The 18,785-nt window shown below is 60.7% G+C and carries 18 protein-coding genes; 8 read left to right on the forward strand and 10 right to left on the reverse strand.

Annotated elements, in window-relative coordinates; genetic code table 11:
- Positions 1-163 precede the first annotated feature (163 nt).
- Together AC1RMD_RS01940 and AC1RMD_RS01945 are read left to right on the forward strand one after the other, a co-directional pair.
- On the forward strand, positions 164-871 hold the full coding sequence (locus AC1RMD_RS01940) for a 5'-methylthioadenosine/adenosylhomocysteine nucleosidase (RefSeq protein WP_492923115.1): 708 nt from the start codon (positions 164-166) through the stop codon (positions 869-871).
- 2 nt (positions 872-873) lie between these two features.
- Positions 874-1,515, forward strand: a complete 642-nt coding sequence (locus tag AC1RMD_RS01945; RefSeq protein ID WP_492923117.1) for a formylglycine-generating enzyme family protein — start codon at positions 874-876, stop codon at positions 1,513-1,515.
- Positions 1,516-1,570: 55 nt separating this feature from the next.
- Here the strand turns inward: AC1RMD_RS01945 and putA are convergent, their stop codons facing one another.
- Positions 1,571-5,224 carry a trifunctional transcriptional regulator/proline dehydrogenase/L-glutamate gamma-semialdehyde dehydrogenase gene (putA, locus tag AC1RMD_RS01950; protein ID WP_492923119.1) on the reverse strand — a complete coding sequence of 1,218 codons (3,654 nt, stop codon included), beginning with the start codon at positions 5,222-5,224 and terminating at the stop codon, positions 1,571-1,573.
- A 212-nt stretch (positions 5,225-5,436) separates the two neighbouring features.
- Here putA and AC1RMD_RS01955 point away from each other — a divergent pair, with 212 nt between their 5' ends.
- Positions 5,437-5,892 carry an Lrp/AsnC ligand binding domain-containing protein gene (locus tag AC1RMD_RS01955; protein WP_008443393.1) on the forward strand — a complete coding sequence of 152 codons (456 nt, stop codon included), beginning with the start codon at positions 5,437-5,439 and terminating at the stop codon, positions 5,890-5,892.
- 56 nt (positions 5,893-5,948) lie between these two features.
- Entirely contained in the window at positions 5,949-7,514 is a 1,566-nt protein-coding gene (locus tag AC1RMD_RS01960) for a methyl-accepting chemotaxis protein (RefSeq protein ID WP_492923122.1), read from the forward strand.
- Here AC1RMD_RS01960 and AC1RMD_RS01965 read toward each other — a convergent pair whose 3' ends face one another.
- Positions 7,515-8,483 (reverse strand): LysR family transcriptional regulator, encoded by a 969-nt coding sequence (locus AC1RMD_RS01965; protein WP_492923124.1) that lies wholly within the window; start codon positions 8,481-8,483, stop codon positions 7,515-7,517. It lies immediately after the preceding gene.
- 170 nt (positions 8,484-8,653) lie between these two features.
- Here AC1RMD_RS01965 and AC1RMD_RS01970 point away from each other — a divergent pair, with 170 nt between their 5' ends.
- Positions 8,654-8,935, forward strand: a complete 282-nt coding sequence (locus AC1RMD_RS01970; protein ID WP_445231335.1) for a hypothetical protein — start codon at positions 8,654-8,656, stop codon at positions 8,933-8,935.
- 67 nt (positions 8,936-9,002) lie between these two features.
- Here the strand turns inward: AC1RMD_RS01970 and AC1RMD_RS01975 are convergent, their stop codons facing one another.
- The 5 genes from AC1RMD_RS01975 to AC1RMD_RS01995 all read right to left on the reverse strand — a co-directional run bounded on the left by AC1RMD_RS01975 (position 9,003) and on the right by AC1RMD_RS01995 (position 12,196).
- Complete coding sequence (locus tag AC1RMD_RS01975; RefSeq protein ID WP_492923126.1) at positions 9,003-9,596, reverse strand: chalcone isomerase family protein; 594 nt, start codon at positions 9,594-9,596, stop codon at positions 9,003-9,005.
- 132 nt (positions 9,597-9,728) lie between these two features.
- Positions 9,729-9,986, reverse strand: coding sequence for a YfhL family 4Fe-4S dicluster ferredoxin (locus AC1RMD_RS01980; RefSeq protein WP_020703946.1), 258 nt, complete (start codon positions 9,984-9,986; stop codon positions 9,729-9,731).
- Between the two features lie 12 nt (positions 9,987-9,998).
- Positions 9,999-10,496, reverse strand: a complete 498-nt coding sequence (coaD, locus tag AC1RMD_RS01985; RefSeq protein WP_026334762.1) for a pantetheine-phosphate adenylyltransferase — start codon at positions 10,494-10,496, stop codon at positions 9,999-10,001.
- Between the two features lie 108 nt (positions 10,497-10,604).
- Positions 10,605-11,261 carry a 16S rRNA (guanine(966)-N(2))-methyltransferase RsmD gene (rsmD, locus tag AC1RMD_RS01990; RefSeq protein ID WP_492923129.1) on the reverse strand — a complete coding sequence of 219 codons (657 nt, stop codon included), beginning with the start codon at positions 11,259-11,261 and terminating at the stop codon, positions 10,605-10,607.
- A gap of 53 nt (positions 11,262-11,314) precedes the next feature.
- Positions 11,315-12,196, reverse strand: a complete 882-nt coding sequence (locus AC1RMD_RS01995) for a DUF6279 family lipoprotein (RefSeq protein ID WP_492923131.1) — start codon at positions 12,194-12,196, stop codon at positions 11,315-11,317.
- A gap of 40 nt (positions 12,197-12,236) precedes the next feature.
- Here AC1RMD_RS01995 and glmU point away from each other — a divergent pair, with 40 nt between their 5' ends.
- On the forward strand, positions 12,237-13,601 hold the full coding sequence (glmU, locus tag AC1RMD_RS02000; protein ID WP_492923133.1) for a bifunctional UDP-N-acetylglucosamine diphosphorylase/glucosamine-1-phosphate N-acetyltransferase GlmU: 1,365 nt from the start codon (positions 12,237-12,239) through the stop codon (positions 13,599-13,601).
- Between the two features lie 370 nt (positions 13,602-13,971).
- Here glmU and AC1RMD_RS02005 read toward each other — a convergent pair whose 3' ends face one another.
- A complete protein-coding gene (locus AC1RMD_RS02005) occupies positions 13,972-14,424 on the reverse strand; it encodes an Lrp/AsnC family transcriptional regulator (RefSeq protein ID WP_492923135.1) in 453 nt (150 codons plus the stop codon).
- 139 nt (positions 14,425-14,563) lie between these two features.
- Here AC1RMD_RS02005 and glmS point away from each other — a divergent pair, with 139 nt between their 5' ends.
- On the forward strand, positions 14,564-16,393 hold the full coding sequence (gene glmS / locus AC1RMD_RS02010; RefSeq protein WP_492923137.1) for a glutamine--fructose-6-phosphate transaminase (isomerizing): 1,830 nt from the start codon (positions 14,564-14,566) through the stop codon (positions 16,391-16,393).
- A 93-nt stretch (positions 16,394-16,486) separates the two neighbouring features.
- Here glmS and AC1RMD_RS02015 read toward each other — a convergent pair whose 3' ends face one another.
- Together AC1RMD_RS02015 and AC1RMD_RS02020 are read right to left on the reverse strand one after the other, a co-directional pair.
- A complete protein-coding gene (locus AC1RMD_RS02015) occupies positions 16,487-16,753 on the reverse strand; it encodes a hypothetical protein (RefSeq protein ID WP_492923139.1) in 267 nt (88 codons plus the stop codon).
- Between the two features lie 72 nt (positions 16,754-16,825).
- Positions 16,826-18,073: an IS4 family transposase gene (locus tag AC1RMD_RS02020; RefSeq protein WP_492923141.1), complete on the reverse strand. Its 1,248-nt coding sequence runs from the start codon at positions 18,071-18,073 to the stop codon at positions 16,826-16,828.
- A 291-nt stretch (positions 18,074-18,364) separates the two neighbouring features.
- On the opposite strand from AC1RMD_RS02020, the gene AC1RMD_RS02025 reads away from it, so the two are divergent.
- Complete coding sequence (locus AC1RMD_RS02025; RefSeq protein WP_492923143.1) at positions 18,365-18,763, forward strand: hypothetical protein; 399 nt, start codon at positions 18,365-18,367, stop codon at positions 18,761-18,763.
- The last annotated feature ends 22 nt before the right edge of the window (positions 18,764-18,785 follow it).

Raw genomic sequence — 18,785 nt, forward strand, 5'->3', positions numbered from 1 at the left:
TGTAAACTACTAAACCCGTAAAACGCGAAATCTGAAGGCCTGCTCGTGCTTTGAAATCACTCCTGCCCACAAAAAACGCCTTAGAATCGATCGTTTTTTGTAAACTGCTGTGGAAAAGCAGCACGAAATCCACAGCCTCCACCTCTACAAACTTGGGAAAACTATGCGTTTAGGCATCATTAGCGCTTTGGCTGAAGAACAGCACGGGCTGATAGAAGCCCTTGAGAGCCCCTACAAGCTCGTCCACGGCATGCGGGAGTACACGGGCGGGAAACTCTGGGAAATCGACGCTGTGTGCGTTCTGTCGCGTATAGGCAAGGTTGCAGCAGCGATGACAGCTTCCATCCTTGTGGAAAAGTTCGGAGTTACCCACATCGTCTTCACCGGCGTTGCCGGAAGCGGGGATAAAAATGTACAAGTCGGTGATATCGTCGTCGCCGAAGAGCTGGTTCAGCATGATTTCGATGCCAGCCCGCTTTTTCCGCAGTTTGAAGTCCCGCTGACAGGCTTGTCGCGCTTCGCGACCGATACGCATTTGACCCAGCGATTAGCTACCGCCGCCGCACAAACCACGCGGGTACACCGGGGATTGATCGCCAGCGGTGATCAATTCATAGGCAAATTGACTCAAATTCAGGCCTTGAAGGCCGCCTTTCCCGATTTGCTGGCGGTGGAGATGGAAGGCGCAGCGGTCGCGCAAGTGTGTTTTGAGCTGGGCATCCCGTTTGCAGTCATCCGCACGATCTCGGACAACGCCAACGACGACGCGGCCGTCGATTTCATGCATTTCATCAAAACCGTAGCTTCGCGTTACGCTTTTGAGGTAATTGAAAACTTCTGCAAGGCCGCTCACCCAGCGGAAAATACGTAGAAATGGTGATCGTCCCCGCCGGGACCATCGCCATGCGGGATGATCGAACCGGTCGCGCATGGGTAGTCGAACTTCCATCGTTTGCGATCGGCCGCTATCCGGTCACGCAGGCCGAATATGCGGCAGTCAGCGGCGCGTGGCCGGCATCGCATGATTCCCCGCACAGCCCGGTCGAAAACGTCTCCTGGATCGATGCCGTGCGCTTTTGCAATTTGTTGTCGGCTAGCGCAGGATTAAGCGCGTGCTACGAACTGCATGAAGACAGCGCCACCCGCATTCCCGGCAGCAATGGCTATCGCCTGCCCACCGAGGCGGAGTGGGAATATGCATGTCGCGCCGGCACCAACGGCCCGCGTTATGGCGAACTCGACGATATTGCCTGGTACCGGGAGAATTCTGGCGGCCGTTCCTGCGCGGTCGGCCTGAAGCAGCCCAATCTATGGGGGCTGCACGATATGTTGGGCAATGTCTGGGAGTGGTGCGAAGACCAATACGACCCCGAGGTCTATGGCTTGTATCGGGTATTTCGGGGTGGCGGCTGGTCGGATGCCGAACGCGGCTGCCTGGCGACGAATCGCCGCCGCAGCCATCCCACGTATGCCATCGACGATCTCGGATTCCGGCTCGTCAGATCGCAGGCGTAAAAAAAGGGCCAGGTTTTATCCTGGCCCCGAAAACAACAACAGGTGATCGTTACAGTTATGCGTCCAGCGTCATCAGGCTGGCGTTGCCGCCGGCTGCGGTCGTATTCACGCACAGAGCGCGCTCAGCGAGCAAACGCCACAGGGGGATGGCGCCATCCTCGTTGGTGTCGATCAAGCCCACCAGCGCCCCGCTACGGGCCGCCAGCGAGGTGCGCAGGCCGGCGACCAGCATCGTCTCCACCAGCGCGATCTGGAAGTCGCCAGCGAAGCTTTCCAGGGGGCCAAGCACCTGGATGCGGTCCTTGACCGCCGCCGGCAGGTCCGCAGGCAGCAATTTGGACGATTCCGCCGTCAGCAGCGCGATATTGCCGGTTGCCAGCGTCGCTGCGATCTGGTTCAGCAGGCCTGCTTGCGTACCGGCCACGCAGACCACGGAACCGCGCGCGACCAGCGCCAGGGTGTTGCGTTCACCCGTCGGGCCAGGCAATACGGTCACGCTGCCCAGCATCGTGGTGCGGCTGTATTGCTCGGCCAGGGTGGCGGCACGCTCGTGGCCGTGCATTTTCGACCAGACCGCCAGCGCATCCAGGCCCGGGCTTGCCTGGTTCTCGTGCTGGGCGCCGGCGATGGCGCCGCGTTGCAGACGCTTCAGGTACAGCGGACCGCCGGCTTTCGGGCCGGTGCCGGATTTGCCTTCGCCGCCGAACGGCTGCACGCCGACCACCGCGCCGACGATGTTGCGGTTGACGTAGATATTGCCGACATGCGCGCGCGAGGCGATGTAGTCGATGGTTTCATCGATGCGCGAGTGCACGCCCAGCGTCAGGCCGTAGCCGCTTTCGTTGATTTGTTCGATCAACTTCGGCAGATCGGCGCGCTTGTAGCGGATCACGTGCAGGACCGGGCCAAACACTTCCTGCGTCAGTTCGGACAGCGAACGGATCTCCAGCACGGTCGGCGGCACGAAGGTGCCGGCCGCGGTCACGCTGGACGGCAGATCCAGCGAGAAATAGTTCAGCGCGGTCGCTTTGAGCTTGTTGATGTGCGCCAGCAGGTTTTGCTGGGCTTCGGCGTCGATCACCGGGCCGATATCGGTCACCAGGCGGTCCGGGCAGCCGACTTTCAGCTCCTGCATCGCGCCCTTGAGCATTTTGATGGTCTTGTCGGCGATATCTTCTTGCAGGAACAACACGCGCAGCGCCGAGCAGCGCTGGCCGGCGCTGTCGAAGGCCGACGAAATCGCATCCTGCACCACTTGCTCAGGCAGCGCCGACGAATCGACGATCATGGCGTTCTGGCCGCCGGTTTCGGCGATCAACGGAATGTCGGCGTTCTCGGCGACGGCGCGCTTGGCCAGGGTGCGGTTGATCAGCTGCGCCACTTCGGTCGAGCCGGTGAAGATCACGCCCTTGACGCGCGCATCGGCGGTCAGCGCGGCGCCCACCACCTCGCCGCGGCCCGGCAGGAATTGCAGCGCGGCGCGCGGGATGCCCGCTTGGTGCAGCAGTTCGACGGCGCGGTGGGCGATCAGCGGCGTCTGCTCGGCCGGCTTGGCCAGCACCACGTTGCCGGCCGCCAGCGAGGCGGCCACCTGGCCGGTGAAGATCGCCAGCGGGAAGTTCCATGGACTGATGCAGGACACCGGACCCAGCGCCAGGGTGTTGGTCGAGCCTTGCACTTCTTCAGCGTAGTAGCGCAGGAAATCAACCGCTTCGCGCAGTTCGGCGATGGCGTTCGGCAGCGATTTGCCGGCTTCGCGGATCGCCAGGGTCATCAGTTCCATGGCGTTGGTTTCGAACAGGTCGGCTGCGCGGTTCAGTGCGGCGGCGCGCAGCGACGGTTCGGTGGTCTGCCAATCCATGGCGAAATTGCTGGCGCTGGCCAGCGCGGTTTCAACGTCGGCGGCGCTGGCTTCCACCAACTGGCCGACGATGTCGCTGCGTTGCGCCGGGTTGCTCACGTCCTGCACCGGCTGGCCGGCGCTCAGGCCGCCCGCCAGCAAAGGCGCGGCGCGCCAGCTGCGCGGCACGGCCAGTTGTGCCGAAATATGACGCAGCACGTCTTCATTGGCCAGGTCGAAACCGGCCGAGTTCTTGCGGTCGCCGAACATGTTCAGCGGCAGCGCGATGCCGGTGTGCGGCAGGCCGCCCTGTTCGCGCGCCTGGGCGACCGGGTCCTTGACCAGCGAGTCGACCGGGATCGCTTCGTCGACGATCTGGTTGACGAAGGACGAGTTGGCGCCGTTTTCCAGCAGGCGGCGCACCAGGTAGGCCAGCAGCGTTTCGTGGGTGCCGACCGGGGCGTAGATGCGGCAAGGCTTGTCCAGGTTGTCTTTGCCGACCACCTGGTCGTACAGCGATTCGCCCATGCCGTGCAGGCACTGGAATTCATAGTCGGTCACGCCGTCGCGCTTGGCCAAGGTGTAGATCGTCGACAGGGTTTGCGCGTTGTGGGTGGCGAACTGCGGATAGATCACGCTGGTCGAGCCCAGCAGCTTTTGCGCGCACACCAGGTAGGACACGTCGGTGTAGACCTTGCGGGTGTAGACCGGATAGTCGCTCATGCCGTCGACCTGGGCGCGCTTGATCTCGGCATCCCAATACGCGCCTTTGACCAGGCGCACCATGAACTTGCGGCCGCTGCGCTTGGCCAGGTCGATCAGGTAGTCGATGACGAACGGGCAACGCTTCTGGTAAGCCTGCACGACGATGCCGATGCCTTCGAAGCCGGCCAGTTCAGGGTCGTGGGCCAGCGCTTCGACCAGGTCCAGCGACAGTTCCAGGCGATCGGCCTCTTCCGCATCGATGTTCAGGCCGATGTCGTAGTGCTTGGCCAGCAGCATCAGTTCGCGCACGCGCGGCAGCAGTTCTTCCATCACGCGGCTGCGCTGGGCGCGGCTGTAGCGCGGGTGCAGCGCCGACAGCTTGACCGAAATGCCGGGACCGTTCTTGATGCCGCGGCCGTTCGACGCCTTGCCGATCGCGTGGATCGCGGTTTCGTAGGAGGCGTAGTAATTCTTGGCGTCGGCCTCGGTCAGCGCCGCTTCGCCCAGCATGTCGTAAGAATAACGATAGCCGCGCGCCTCGTTGGACTTGCCGTTCTTGATCGCCTCGTCGATGGTCTGGCCGGTGACGAACTGGTTGCCCAGCATGCGCATCGCCAGGTCCACGCCCTTGCGGATCAGCGGTTCGCCGCCCTTGGAAATGAGCTTGGTCAGCGCCGAGCCCAGGCCGGTTTCGCTGCTGGTGGAAACCAGCTTGCCGGTGATCAGCAGGCCCCAGGTGGCGGCGTTGACGAACAGCGAAGGCGATTCGCCCAGGTGCTTGCGCCAGTCGCCTTTGCTGATTTTGTCGGCGATCAAGCGGTCGGCGGTGGCGTTGTCGGGTATACGCAACAGTGCTTCGGCCAGGCACATCAGCGCCACGCCTTCTTCCGACGACAGTGAAAACTCGTGCATCAGGGCATCGACGCCGGAGGCGCGGGTGCGCTGTTCGCGCACCGAGCTGACCAGTTTATGCGCCAGTTGCTGGGCTTGTTGCAGGGTGCCGGCGTCGTTGTTTTTGATTTGTTCCAGCAGCCATTGAACGGCGCTGACTTCGTCACGGCGATAGGCCGCCGTCACTGCTGCGCGCAGGGGAATCGGGTCGCGCAGGATTTCGGCCTGCATGGCGGCGAAAGGGGTAAAACCGGTGGCTGCTGCTGCTTGCATTGAATACTTTCAGAAGGAAGATTTGGGCGCAGCGGATTGCAAAAAAACGCTCTACCTGCGAGTGCCGGCGAGCGTGAATTTGAGTCAACTGCTGATGATTCGATTGTAGTGCGATTTCTTCTGGATTAATTCTGGTATTCCAGGGGGCTAGCAATAGATTGTTTTTAGTGCGACAATTTAACCAAATAATATTTATTTGGGAGTTCCCGGAAATGTTAGACAAGATCAGCAAAAAAATCTTGATGGAATTGCAGAGCGATGGCCGCATCAGCAATGTGGAACTGGCGGCGCGGGTGAACCTGTCACCAGCCGCTTGCCTGGAACGCGTGCGCAAGTTGCACGAATCCGGCTACATCATGGGCTACACTGCTCAATTGAACCCGCAGCTGCTGGATGTGTCCCTGCTCGTCTTCATCGAAGTGGTGCTCGATCGCACGACACCCGAGGTGTTCGACGCCTTCAAACATAGCGTGCAGGTGATACCGGAAGTGCTGGAGTGCCACATGGTTGCCGGCGGCTTCGACTATCTGGTCAAAGCCCGCGTCAAGGACATGGCGGCCTACCGCGAATTCCTGGGTAAAACCCTGCTCCAGAAGGGCGTACGCGAAACGCATACCTACGCCGTCATGGAAGAGGTGAAGAATACCACCAAGTTACCTATAAAATAGCATCAGGGAAATAAATTAGTCGAGACGCCCAAGGCGCCTGGTAAAACGGGGGACAGATGAAGCTTTTGCAGCATAAGCTGGTGCAACGTGGATTATGGTTATTGGGCGCAACGGCTGGCGGTACCTGCCTTGCATATTTGTTCAAGCTGGCGGCCGGCGACGGTGCGGCGTTGATCTATACGGCGGCGCCGGCGGCGCTGACCGGGGCGTTGCTGGCCTGGTGGGCCGCCGGCCTGAATAAGGACGAGGGCGGCGTGCGCCGCTTCGCCCAGGTGGTCGGCGAAGAAATCGACGCCATCATGATCGGCGCGGCGGAAACCTCGTATTTCGTCGAGTCCGTCAAAAAGAAAATCGAACTGGACGTGGGCACGGCCGAGGTGATCGTCCGCAGCGCGTCCCACAACGCGCAGGCCACCGTCGCCATCGCCGCCAATGCCGAGCGCGCCGCCAAGATCGCCGCCCAGGTGCGCGGTGAGACCGTGGCAGGCCGCACCGAGGCCGATCACGGTTTGCAGCGCATCAACACGGCGCGCCAGGATGCGCAGACCGCGGCGGCCGTCATGGCCAGCCTGCAAACGAATTCCCGCAAAATCTACGGTTTTACCGAGGCCATCAGCGAAATCTCGGCCCGCACCAACCTGTTGGCGCTGAATGCCGCCATCGAGGCGGCGCGTGCCGGCGAACAGGGGCGCGGTTTTGCCGTGGTCGCCAGCGAGGTGCGCCAGCTGGCGCTGCGCACCAAGGAAGCCACCGACGAAATCAGCACCATGGTGCGCGAGATCAATCAGCAGGCCGAACAGGCGGCCACCGGCATGAATTCGCTGGCGCTGAAGGTCAGCGACGCGGCCGGCAACGTGGAAACGGTGCATGGTTTGCTGGGCAATATCGAGCGTTCGTCCGGCGTGTCGGAGGAAGAGATAGGCGAAATCGCCAGGGCGTCGCGTGAACACGTCGCCACCACCGAGGAAATCGCCACGGCGATTGCCAGCATCCGCGACAGCCTGTTGTCCACAGAAAAGGAATTGCCGCGCGCCGCCAGTTCGGCGATGGCGCTGGCGGAGCGGGCCGAAGTCATCACCGGCGCGCTGGGCGAATCGTCGATCGAGACCTCGCACGACGCGATCCGCATTGCCGCGCAGCAGGCGGCCGAGCAAGTGGGACGGATCTTCGAGGCGGCTATCTCTTCCGGCAAGATCACGCGCGATGCGCTGTTCGACCGCAGCTACACGCCGATACCGAACACCGACCCGCCCAAGCACAAGACCCGCTTCGACGATTTCACCGACCGCGCGCTGCCGCAGTTGCAGGAAGGTTTGCTGGCGGTCATGCCGCAGCTGGCCTATGCCGGCGCTGTGGATAACAACGGCTATTTCCCCACCCACAACAAGAAGTTTTCGCAGCCGCTGACGGGCAATTACGACGTCGATATGGTCAACAACCGGACCAAGCGGATTTTCAGCGATCGCACCGGCAAGCGCTGCGGCGCGAACACCAAGCCTTTCCTGCTGCAAACCTACAAGCGCGATACCGGCGAAGTGATGCACGACCTGTCGGCGCCGATTTATGTGAACGGTAAGCACTGGGGCGGTTTCCGCGTCGGCTACCGCTCCAGCCATCAGTGATCAGTAGGTGTCGTTCTTGGGCGCCGTGCCCGGCGCGGTGCGCTGGGCCACGGTGTTCATGCCCTCCAGGTGCTTGCGCAGCCACTTGTGGGCCGGGCTGCGGGCATCGCGCTCGTGCCACAACATGTCCAGGTGCACGGCCGGCAAGGTGAACGGCAATTCCTTGGAAATCAGCGCGTCGGTCATGCCGGTCGAGGCGATCAGGTGGCGCGGCAGCACGGTGATCAGGTCCGAGTTGGCCACCACGCGGCCGGCGGTGAAGAACTGGTTCACCGTCAGCAGGATGCGGCGTTCGCGCTGGATCTGCGCCAGCGCCTCGTCCACCAGGCCGTGCGCGCGGCCGGAAAAACTCACCAGCAGGTGATTGGCCTTGCAATAGTTGTCCAGGGTCAGGTCGACCTTGGACAGCGGATGGTCGCGCCGCATCACGCACACATAATGTCCCGAATACAGCCGCTCGTGGCGGATCGGCGAGCCGGTCTCGTACGACAGCTGCGCCGCCACGCCGGGGAAGAAGCCCACCGCCAGGTCGATATCGCCGCGCAGCAGCATCGGCCGCGGCTCGCGCGTGGTCAGCGGCACCATGCGCACGTTGACGCCCGGCGCCTCGCTCTCGATCGAGCGCATCAGCGACGGCAGCCAGAAGGCGGCGGTGGCGTCGGCCATCGCCATGCGGAAGGTGGCATGGGCGGCCGAGACGTCGAAGGTCTCGGGCGCCACCGCCGCTTCCAGGCTGGCCAGCGCGCTGCGCACCGACGGCCACAGCGCCTCGGCGCGCGGGGTCGGCTTGACGCCGTAGGCGGTGCGGATCAGCAATTCGTCGCCCAGGCTCTCGCGCAGGCGCTTGATGGCGTTGGAAACGGCGGGTTGGGTCATGGCCAGGTGGCCGGCGGCGCGTGTCAGGTTCTGCTCTGTCATCACGGCGTCGAAGACGCGTAACAAATTCAAGTCCAGCGTCAAAAAGCTCATGTCGGCTCGGGATGTGGGGTTGGGGTCGGTACAGTATCGAGAAATATGGATTTCACGTCAATGACAAGCATCCCATTCACCAAACGAATAATTGTTATCGGGGAAGTAAATTGGATACTTATGTTGCGCTGCACTATAGTTACACTTGATTCTAAATGCAGTGCTACAACATGTCTACCATCATCTCATTCGTACAAAATTTTTCCTTGGTCGCCGCCGGTGAGCTGGCGCTGGTCAGCGGCGCCGTGTGCGCGCTGATCGTCCTGTTCAAACCGCTGTTGCGCGGCCTGGCGCGCGCCGCCATGCTGGTCATCAAGCCTAAACGCAGCAAGGAAGAGCAGCTGCAGCGCCGCCAGATGCGCGATGCAATGATGCTCAAGCGCATGCTCAATGCGATGGAACGCGATCCCAGCCATGCGGCCGAACTGCGCGCCATGGCCGCGCGCGCCTAAATCGTATCTGCCTGAATAAAACGCAGCGGTACCGGGGGACTCAGCCCGCCGGTACCGCGCCGCAGCATTACTTCTCGCCCAGCAGGGCAGGTTTCAGCGAGCTGTCGACCGGATGGTCGCCCAGCCAGATGCGCAGCACGGCGTTGTAGAACGCCATGTCCGGCATCAATTCCCCGATTTTCTTACCGTTCAGATAGCACTGCGTGCCCTCGCCCGGGGTCCAGTCCAGCAGCATCTGGTCGCCCTTTTTCAGCGTCTGGATCTGCGCGAACACTTCGCCGAACTTCATCGTTTGCGGCGCGATCTTGCTGCGTTCGTTCTTGTCGGTATTGTTGTTCAAGCCTTCCAGGAAGGCCTTGCCGAAGTCTTCCGAGCTCACTTCGCGCAGCATCGTGATCGACACGCGGCGCGGGCCCTGGGTGGCCAGCACGTCCGGCACTGCGGTTTTCTTTTCGGTCAGGTACAGGCCGGCGGCGTAGACCTTGAAGATGACCTTGGTGCGCAGACCGGCGCCGTTCAGCTTCAGTTCTTTGCCGGCAACGCTGATGGTGTCGTCGAATTTAACGCCGGCCACTTCCACGGCGGCAAAGGCGGGCAGGCTGAAGCTGCCGGCCAGGAAGGCGGCCGCCATCAGGCTCTTGATGATATTTCTGCGATTCATGTGTTGTCTCCGAGGATGATAGATGCCCGCATCTCGCCCGCGATGTGGGCGTTGCTGGAATATACCACTGGGAGTCGCGCAAAAACGCGTGGCGGCGCAATTTGGCCGCACGGTCATGCTTTTTCAGGCTCGTCAGGCCTTGCCGGCGGCTTGCAAACGGTCGAATTTGTCGCGCAATTGTTCTTCGGTCTCGCGCCAGGCGGGATTGAAGGGGATGCAGCTGACCGGGCACACCTGCTGGCATTGCGGCTCATTGAAATGGCCGACGCACTCGGTGCACTTGTCCGGATTGATTTCGTAAATTTCGGCGCCCATGTAGATCGCGTCGTTCGGGCACTCGGGCTCGCATACGTCGCAATTGATACAGTCGTCGGTGATCATCAAGGCCATGATGGAACTCGCTTATTGCTCGGCGGCGGCGTTGGCGGCAATTTTCTTTTGCAACCAGCGGTCGACCGATGGGAAGACAAACTTCGATACGTCGCCACCGAGCACCGCGATCTCGCGCACGATGGTGCCGGAAATGAACTGGTATTGGTCGGACGGGGTCAGGAACAGGGTTTCGACATCCGGCAACAGATAGCGGTTCATGCCCGCCATCTGGAACTCGTATTCGAAGTCGGACACGGCGCGCAGGCCGCGCACGATGACGCGGGCGTCATGCTCGCGCACGAAATCCTTCAGCAGGCCGGAGAAACTCTGGACCTTGACGTTGGGATAGTGGCCCAGGACTTCGTTGGCGATGGTCAGGCGCTCTTCCAGCGAGAAGAACGGTTTCTTGTTCTTGCTGTCGGCTACGCCCACCACCAGCGTGTCGAACAGACCGGATGCGCGACGCACCAGATCTTCGTGACCACGGGTCAGCGGATCAAAAGTTCCTGGATAAACGGCTACTACCATCGCGGCTCCTTGCAGTGCACCAATATAGAACGCGCATTATGCCTGAAAATCCCTGTTTGCCTTAATTTGGGGCTGCTTGCAGCCCTTTTAGCGGCAAATGCGGGCTGTTCAAGCCGCAGTTTGCTTGTGCTTTAACAAATGAAAGTACACCATGCCGGCCTTGTCGGCCCGCAGCACTTCCCACGGCGCCATCCACTCCGGCGCGTCGCCCTCTTCGAACTCCAGCGCCATGCCGGATTCGGCGTAGATCAGGCCGCCCTCTTTCAAGATGCGCGTGCACAGCGGCAGGCAGCGTTCGAGGAACTCTTGCTGGTACGGCGGATCGAGGAAGATCAAGTCGTATTTCTGGCCGCGCATGGCGGCCGACTGGGCCACGGCCAGCGCGTCGGCGCGCATGATCTGCACGTTCTCGGCTTTGAGCTTGGCCTTGACGTCCTCAAGCTGGCGCACCACCGGCACCACGGTGTCGATCATCGTCACCGATTGCGCGCCGCGGCTGGCCGCCTCGAAACCCAGCGCGCCGCTGCCGGCGAACAAGTCCAGCACCTGCGCATCGGCCCAATTGCCGTCGCGTTGGTGATTGATCCAGTTAAAGACGGTTTCGCGCACGCGGTCCGGCGTCGGACGCAGGCCGGAGGCGCTCAGCACCGGCAGCGGCGTGCGCTTCCAGGCGCCGCCGATTATGCGCACCTGGTTGCTGTGCTGGGGACCGTGGACCGGTACTTTGGCTGGTTTCGCGGGCTTGTTGGCGGGCTTTTTTGGCATGTGGCTGTGTTCTAAGTCATTGATACAACAGGGGCCACTATACCATACGGGCCTCAGCGGGGTTCCGCCGCCAGGTGGTTGAAGTCGTCGATCCAGCCTTGCATGCGCTTCTGCGCGTGGGCTTTCTGGGCCGGCGTGGCGATCTTGATGACGGTTAAGACCAGTTGCGCCGTGGATGCTTCATACGCGTCGAAGAATTGCTTGCGTTCGGAGTGTTCGAGGCGGTCGAAGGAGTCTTTGATCAGCGTGTGGATCAAGGCCATCGTCGCTTCCTTGTTCAGCTTTTCGCGCTGCACCTTTTGCACCAGCGTCAGGATGTTTTTCTGCCGGCGCATGCGCTCGTCCAGCCAGATGTCGTTGTCCAGCGGGCGCGCGTCGGAAGCCTTGCGGATCTGCGCTTCCTGCTCGGCGCTGAAGTTACCGAACCATAGCTCGAATTGCTCCATCGATTTTTTATAGCGGAATTTCAGTTGCGCATCCGTGTCGCCCTTCATGTTCTTCTTACGGAACTCGGCGTTATTGGCGGTGAACTTCTTATCCAGTGCGGCAATCTGCGCGGGTTGCAGCGAGCGCACCAGGTCGGACAATTCCGGCAGCGCCTTGAACAGCAGCAGCTGGGTGCGGCTCTTGACCTCGTCGTAATCCTTCATCAGGTCGGCCGCCGTCGGGTTGCCGGCCAATTGGCGCTGTCCCGTTTGCAGGATTTGCACATAGTCGTGCAACTGGGTCTTGCGATGCCAGTGGAACAGCTCGTCGATATCCTTCTTGACCCAGCCTTTTTGATCGGCGTTGAAGTCGACGTAAGCGTCCAGCCACCAGTACAGCAGCGTATCGCCGTGATTGTAGGCCAGGCGCAGCGAACTGCATCCGGCCAGCACCGCTAGTACGACAATCAGGAAAACGCGGCGCAGTGCGCGGTTGTGGATATCTGGCATGTTAAACTTTCGCTTTGATTAACTCTTCGATTTGGCACCTATGAACGTAGTTATCCTCGCAGCCGGCATGGGCAAACGCATGCAATCCGCGTTGCCTAAAGTGTTGCATCCATTGGCGGGCAAGCCGCTGTTGTCGCATGTGCTGGATACGGCCCGCAGCCTGTCTGCCAGCCAATTATGCGTGATTTACGGACATGGGGGCGCTGCGGTGCTGGAGATGCTGGCCGCGCAGCCGGAAAAGGTCGCCACCGCACTGCAGGAGCCGCAGCTGGGCACCGGCCACGCCGTCATGCAGGCCTTGCCTGAACTGGACGACAGCGCCGCCACCCTGATCCTGTACGGCGACGTGCCGCTGACCACTTCCGCTTCGCTGCAAGCGCTGGTGGACGTGGCCGGCAACGACAAGCTGGGCATCCTGACCGTGGTGCAGGACGATCCGACCGGGCTCGGTCGCATCGTCCGTGAAAACGGCGAAATTGTGCGCATCGTCGAGCAAAAAGATGCGAACGAGGCCGAACGTGCCATCAAGGAGATCAACAGCGGCATCCTGGTGGTGCCGACCGCGCGCCTGAAGCAATGGCTGGGCGCGCTGAAGAACAACAACGCCCAGGGCGAGTATTACCTGACCGACATCGTCGCCATGGCGGTGGCGGACGGCGTGCCTGTCGTCTCGGCGCAGCCGTCGGCGCAGTGGGAAGTGGCCGGCGTGAACAGCAAGGTGCAACTGGCCGAGCTGGAACGCATCCATCAAGGCAATATCGCCTTGAAATTGCTGGAACAGGGCGTGACGCTGATGGACCCTGCCCGCATCGATGTGCGCGGCGAGCTGATCTGCGGCCGCGACGTCACCATCGACGTCGGCTGCGTGTTTGAAGGCAAGGTCGAGCTGGCCGACGGCGTGCGCGTCGGACCGCACAGCGTGATCATCAACTCCCGCATCCTGGCCGGCGCCCACATCAAGCCATTCTGCCATATCGAACAGGCGGTGGTCGGCGAGGTTTCCGTCATCGGTCCGTATGCGCGCCTGCGTCCCGGCACCGTGCTGGCCGAGGATGTGCATGTGGGTAACTTCGTCGAAATCAAGAATGGCCAGGTCGCCGCGCACAGCAAGGCCAATCACCTGGCTTATATCGGCGATGCGACGATCGGCTCGCGCGTCAACATCGGCGCCGGCACCATCACCTGCAACTACGACGGCGTCAACAAGTTCCGCACCGTGATCGAAGACGACGCCTTTATCGGCAGCGACAGCCAGCTGGTCGCGCCGGTCACCGTCGGCAAGGGCGCCACGCTGGGCGCTGGCACCACGCTGACCAAGGATGCGCCGGCCGGCAAGCTGACGATTTCCCGCGCACGCCAGATCACGGTGGAAGGCTGGAGCCGTCCAGTCAAAAAGCCTAAGTAACAGCCTCGCACTCCACACCAAGACCGGGATACGTCCCGGTTTTTTATTGTGGATAACAATGTGGAGAAGCCTACGGATAAGCCCTGGAGAAGCGGCGTATAAGCCAGGGAAAAGTGTTGGACAACTCGGCTTGCATCAAAAAAGCGAGCCCTCGCCACGGCCTGCAGCCGCGATTCCGCTTGAGCTGTGGATAAGCCTGTGGGAAATCATGTGAGTAAATCAGGATAACTTTTTAATGTGGATAAGCTTGGGTATAAGCCAGTGCAAAGCCCCGGGAAAAGCCGTGGAAAACGCGGGAAAACATTTCCCGCGTTTTGGCCGGTGTGGATAAACCTGTGCAAAAGCAGCTGAATAAGGCAGGGATAAGTGGCTAAACCGCGATCCGCGTCTGGAATTTGCTGCGGAAGGTGGAAAAGTAGGCTTTGACATTGCGCACATTGGTCTGCGTGGCGAACAGGCGGTGCGCCAGCGCGTGATAGGCCGGCATGTCCGTCACCTGGACCACCAGCACGAAGTCCGGCCCCGGCGCCACCCGGTAGCACTGCAATACGGCATCGTCGGCCGCCACGTGGGCCTCGAACTCGGCCATGCGCTCGGCGGCCTGGACATCCAGCGAGATTTCCACGATCGCCGTCAGGCTGGGCCCGACCTTCTCCGGCGCCACGATGGCCACCTGGCGCTGGATCACCCCGCTCTCGGTCAGATGCTTGACCCGACGCAAACAAGTCGGCGCGGAAACATGGACCGCCAGCGCCAGCTCGCTGTTTGTTTGTGATGAATCAACTTGCAGCGCATTCAAAATGCGACGATCTACTTCATCCATAAAAATAATCCTAGAAAATGAAATAATATTTCACGCCATCAGCGTGATGAAAGAATATTCCAAAATATACAGGATTTAGAAAGCTTATTTCAAGAGTACTGCTCTAGCATGGCTACACCTATTTTTAGCGAGGTTTTCTATGTGTGGCATCGTCGGCGCGGTAGCGCAACGCAACATCACTCCCATCCTGATCGAAGGCCTGAAGCGCCTGGAATACCGTGGTTACGACTCCTGCGGCGTCGCCCTGCACGTGGATGGCCAGTTGCAGCGTTCGCGCAGCACCTCGCGCGTGGCTGACCTGGAAAAGCAGATCGCCGAAGTCGGCTTGCAAGGCTTCACCGGCATCGCCCACACCCGCTGGGCCACGCACGGCGCGCCTGCCTCGCACAATGCCCACCCACACTTCTCGCCGACCACCGAACAGGCGCGCATCGCGCTGGTTCACAACGGCATCATTGAAAACCACGACGAACTGCGCGCCGAACTGACCGCGCTCGGCTACGTTTTCCAAAGCCAGACCGACACCGAAGTGATCGCCCACCTGGTCGACCATATGTATAACGGCGACCTGTTCGACACCGTCCAGCAAGCCGTCAAGCGTCTGACCGGCGCGTATGCGATCGCCGTGTTCTCGCGCGAAGAACCGCACCGCGTGGTCGCCGCGCGCCAGGGCTCGCCGCTGATCGTCGGCCTGGGCCAGGGTGAAAACTTCGTCGCCTCGGACGCGATGGCGCTGGCCGGCACCACCGACCAGATCATCTACCTGGAAGAAGGCGACGTGGTCGACCTGCAACTGGGCCGCACCTGGATCGTCGACGTCGACGGCAAGCCGGTCACGCGCGAAGTCAAGACCGTGCAGGCGCACACCGGCGCGGCCGAGCTGGGCCCATACCGCCACTACATGCAGAAAGAAATCTTCGAGCAGCCGCGCGTCATCGGCGACACGCTCGAAGGCGTCACCGGCATCATGCCGGAACTGTTCGGCGACGGCGCCTACAACGTCTTCAAGCAGATCGACCGCGTGCTGATCCTGGCCTGCGGCACCAGCTACTACTCCGGCCTGACCGCCAAGTACTGGATCGAATCGGTGGCCAAGATCCCGGTCAACGTCGAGATCGCCAGCGAATACCGCTACCGCGACAGCGTGCCGCACCCGAACACGCTGGTGGTGACGATTTCGCAAAGCGGCGAAACCGCCGACACGCTGGCCGCGCTGAAGCACGCGCGCAGCCTGGGCATGGAACACACTCTGACGATCTGCAACGTTTCCACCAGCGCCATGGTGCGCGAATGCAAACTGGCCTACATCACCCGCGCCGGCGTGGAAGTGGGCGTGGCCTCGACCAAGGCCTTCACCACGCAGCTGGCCGCCTTGTTCCTGCTGACCTTGTCGCTGGCGCAAGTCAACGGCCGCCTGTCCGAAGAGGAAGAAGAGCAGCACCTGAAAGCCATGCGCCACCTGCCGGTAGCGATCTCCGCCGTGCTGGCGCTGGAGCCGCAGATCATCGCCTGGTCGGAAGATTTCGCCCGCAAGGAAAACGCGCTGTTCCTGGGCCGCGGCATGCACTACCCGATCGCGCTGGAAGGCGCGCTGAAGCTGAAGGAGATTTCGTACATCCACGCTGAAGCGTATCCAGCGGGCGAACTGAAGCACGGCCCGCTGGCGCTGGTGACGGAAGAAATGCCGGTCGTCACCATCGCCCCGAACGATGCGCTGATCGAAAAGCTGAAGTCCAACATGCAGGAAGTGCGCGCGCGCGGCGGCCAGCTGTACGTGTTTGCCGACGTCGACTCGCGCATCACCTCGGGCGAAGGCGTGCATGTGATCCGTCTGCCGGAACACTATGGTTTGCTGTCGCCGATCCTGCACGTGGTGTCGTTGCAGCTGCTGGCCTACCACTCGGCGCTGGCACGCGGTACCGATGTGGACAAGCCGCGTAACCTGGCCAAGTCGGTCACGGTCGAGTAAGTCAGCAACAACAGGTGTGACTAGTGATCGTATAAATAAAGTCTGTATCGTACAAATGAACTCTGTATCGCTCTATCAACGGACGAGCATCATCTAAGACCCGCGCAAGTCAATGAAGTGATCTGTAAGGTAAGGATCGTCCGACGCGAGGTTTGAAAATCCTTGTGTCGGTGGTTCGATTCCGCCCCGGGCTACCAAGAATGCTTTAGAGAGAACGCCAACCCATGCAGGTTGGCGTTTTTGTTTGTGCGGCGCGAACTCCTTGCGTCGGTCTATTTCCGGTACGGTCCACAACTTCGACAGTTTATAAATAAACATGGTGTCGCTGGCCAGATTCGCCTTGGCGTTATCGAGCCGCATGCGTTCCGGCTTTGGCGCGCAAGGTGTCTGCCCAATCCACCCAAGTTAAGCCATTTCAGCAATTTTTCTGACTCATGGCCTTGTGCGGTTTTCGGCCTGGGTTTCGTGGTTTTGAGAGATTTTACGATGGCGATAGGTCCGGCCGGCAATCAAGTCGAGCATTCCCCGCAGTAGCTTGCCGACCTTTCTGCCAATCCGTCCGCCAAGCAGAAGGATGGGCATTAACGGCTTGAGCGCGGTGTGGGCATAGGCGTGGTTGACGCGTTGGCTGTCAGGCAGATCGGCATCGGCATGGGCGGTCAGGGCGACGAGGGCCCGAAGGTTGTCGCAGACGATTTTAGCGGCGACGTCCTGGGCCACTGCGTGCTGGCTTAATCCAGTGACGTGCTCCAGATTGAGCCGATGCTTGAGCCGTTTGAACGCCTCCTCGATGCCCCAGCGTTTGTGGTAAAGCTCAGCGAAACAGTCGGCTGGGTAGAGCTTGTCGTCGAACAGGTTGGTCATTAGAACGCGCTGCTCGCCGCTGGGCGAGACGTTGCGAACCAAGCGCACGCGCTGCGGCTTGCGCGGACACTCGTAATCAAGCGCGTCCCGCTTGTTCGGCGCGGGCAACATGACGACTTGCTCAAGCGCGTCCGAGCGCATGAACATGCGCACACAGGTGAATCCGCTGGTATTGTCGACGCGCATGCAGAACTTGATGGCGCGGTCGTTCAGCACGGCGACCAGCCAGCGGCAGGGATAGCCACGGTCGAGCAGCAGCAGGTCGTCCGGGGAAAGCCGGTCCAGGTGTTCGAACAGGAACTGGCGCTCGCCACATTCGTGGACGTTGTGCAGGGAGGTGGCGAGCATCAGGTCAGGCCCCGGCAAGAACAGGCCGAACAGGATTTGATCGGCCAGAGCGGCGCGCTTAACATGGCTGGCCCGCAGACCGCAACGCACCGTCGAGGCGTCGGCGGCGACCAAGCGTAGTCCGCGCCAGCGCGGCACAAACTTGTCCTTTTCCGCGCGCGCGATGAGCCAGTCGTTGAGGCCGGGAATGGCGGCCGAAGACAGCTTGGCACGCGCCTGGGCGAACGCTTGCTCGGACACCTCGTGGACCAGCTGGGCTTGTTGGCGAAGATGGACGAAGAAGGTGTCCAGCTCGGCCTGGATGCTCATCCGCATGCCCGTCCGCATGATGGCAACCAGCGTCGCGAGCGGCAGCTTGCGACAGCGCGAGAATGCCGTCGGATGATCGGTGTGGCGGGCGTCGAGGAGAAATTCTGGCGAGCATAGTCGGGCGGCGAAATCTTGAAACAACGTGGTCAGAACGGACATGGCAGCCAGTGGAAATAAAAATCCTCACTGCCCGCCGCGCATTTAATTCGATGTAAAGTGTATTTATATAAATATTGAAAATAAATTACTTAAACGCACACTAATTTCTTAACTTGGGTGGATTGGGTGTCTGCCTGCTCAAGTAAGTTGTTCCACGTACTACGGAATTTTCTACGTTGTTGTAAATAATGCTTTTTTTTACAAAGTGACAATCCGAGAGATTTAACAACATTTACCGTGATAAATTCGCCATGGGAAACGTTTCCATCATAACCAATAGGAGGTGCAGCCGTGTTAAAACGAATTTGCATACTGGTACTGATGCTCGTAAGCGGGCATGGGGCTGCACAAACACTTTGCGGCGTGGTGGGTATGGGACGGGCATTGTCAGACCAACCGCAATTTAATTTTTCCTTTGACGGGAAGAAAGACGTAAGCGTTTCATCGCTGCACGAGAAAGGCAAGACCGATTACGACCTGAAGGCGGGTCTTTTGAGTAGCAATGGAAAACGACTAACGTCGATTCAGGCCGCGTTGGGAACCAACTTCTATGTGGCTCAAGGGACTGACCAAGCATGCGTTATCCGTCTCGAAGAGCGAGACGGGGTACTCGGTTTATATATCGAAGAGCACATTAGCACTCCAGGAAAACCACCGCGGCTTCGTACTGAATTTGTCGAAGTTCGTTGAGCATTTTGCGAATCTTGAGCCA

This window comes from Duganella sp. GW822-FHT06D06 (assembly GCF_058799615.1).

Coding starts and splice junctions, on each gene's coding strand:
- AC1RMD_RS01940 (WP_492923115.1), top strand. CDS start 164: ATGCGTTTAGGCATCATTAGCGCTTTGGCTGAAGAACAGCACGGGCTG.
- AC1RMD_RS01945 (WP_492923117.1), top strand. CDS start 874: ATGGTGATCGTCCCCGCCGGGACCATCGCCATGCGGGATGATCGAACC.
- putA (WP_492923119.1), bottom strand. CDS start 5,224: ATGCAAGCAGCAGCAGCCACCGGTTTTACCCCTTTCGCCGCCATGCAG.
- AC1RMD_RS01955 (WP_008443393.1), top strand. CDS start 5,437: ATGTTAGACAAGATCAGCAAAAAAATCTTGATGGAATTGCAGAGCGAT.
- AC1RMD_RS01960 (WP_492923122.1), top strand. CDS start 5,949: ATGAAGCTTTTGCAGCATAAGCTGGTGCAACGTGGATTATGGTTATTG.
- AC1RMD_RS01965 (WP_492923124.1), bottom strand. CDS start 8,483: ATGAGCTTTTTGACGCTGGACTTGAATTTGTTACGCGTCTTCGACGCC.
- AC1RMD_RS01970 (WP_445231335.1), top strand. CDS start 8,654: ATGTCTACCATCATCTCATTCGTACAAAATTTTTCCTTGGTCGCCGCC.
- AC1RMD_RS01975 (WP_492923126.1), bottom strand. CDS start 9,596: ATGAATCGCAGAAATATCATCAAGAGCCTGATGGCGGCCGCCTTCCTG.
- AC1RMD_RS01980 (WP_020703946.1), bottom strand. CDS start 9,986: ATGGCCTTGATGATCACCGACGACTGTATCAATTGCGACGTATGCGAG.
- coaD (WP_026334762.1), bottom strand. CDS start 10,496: ATGGTAGTAGCCGTTTATCCAGGAACTTTTGATCCGCTGACCCGTGGT.
- rsmD (WP_492923129.1), bottom strand. CDS start 11,261: ATGCCAAAAAAGCCCGCCAACAAGCCCGCGAAACCAGCCAAAGTACCG.
- AC1RMD_RS01995 (WP_492923131.1), bottom strand. CDS start 12,196: ATGCCAGATATCCACAACCGCGCACTGCGCCGCGTTTTCCTGATTGTC.
- glmU (WP_492923133.1), top strand. CDS start 12,237: ATGAACGTAGTTATCCTCGCAGCCGGCATGGGCAAACGCATGCAATCC.
- AC1RMD_RS02005 (WP_492923135.1), bottom strand. CDS start 14,424: ATGGATGAAGTAGATCGTCGCATTTTGAATGCGCTGCAAGTTGATTCA.
- glmS (WP_492923137.1), top strand. CDS start 14,564: ATGTGTGGCATCGTCGGCGCGGTAGCGCAACGCAACATCACTCCCATC.
- AC1RMD_RS02015 (WP_492923139.1), bottom strand. CDS start 16,753: ATGCGGCTCGATAACGCCAAGGCGAATCTGGCCAGCGACACCATGTTT.
- AC1RMD_RS02020 (WP_492923141.1), bottom strand. CDS start 18,073: ATGTCCGTTCTGACCACGTTGTTTCAAGATTTCGCCGCCCGACTATGC.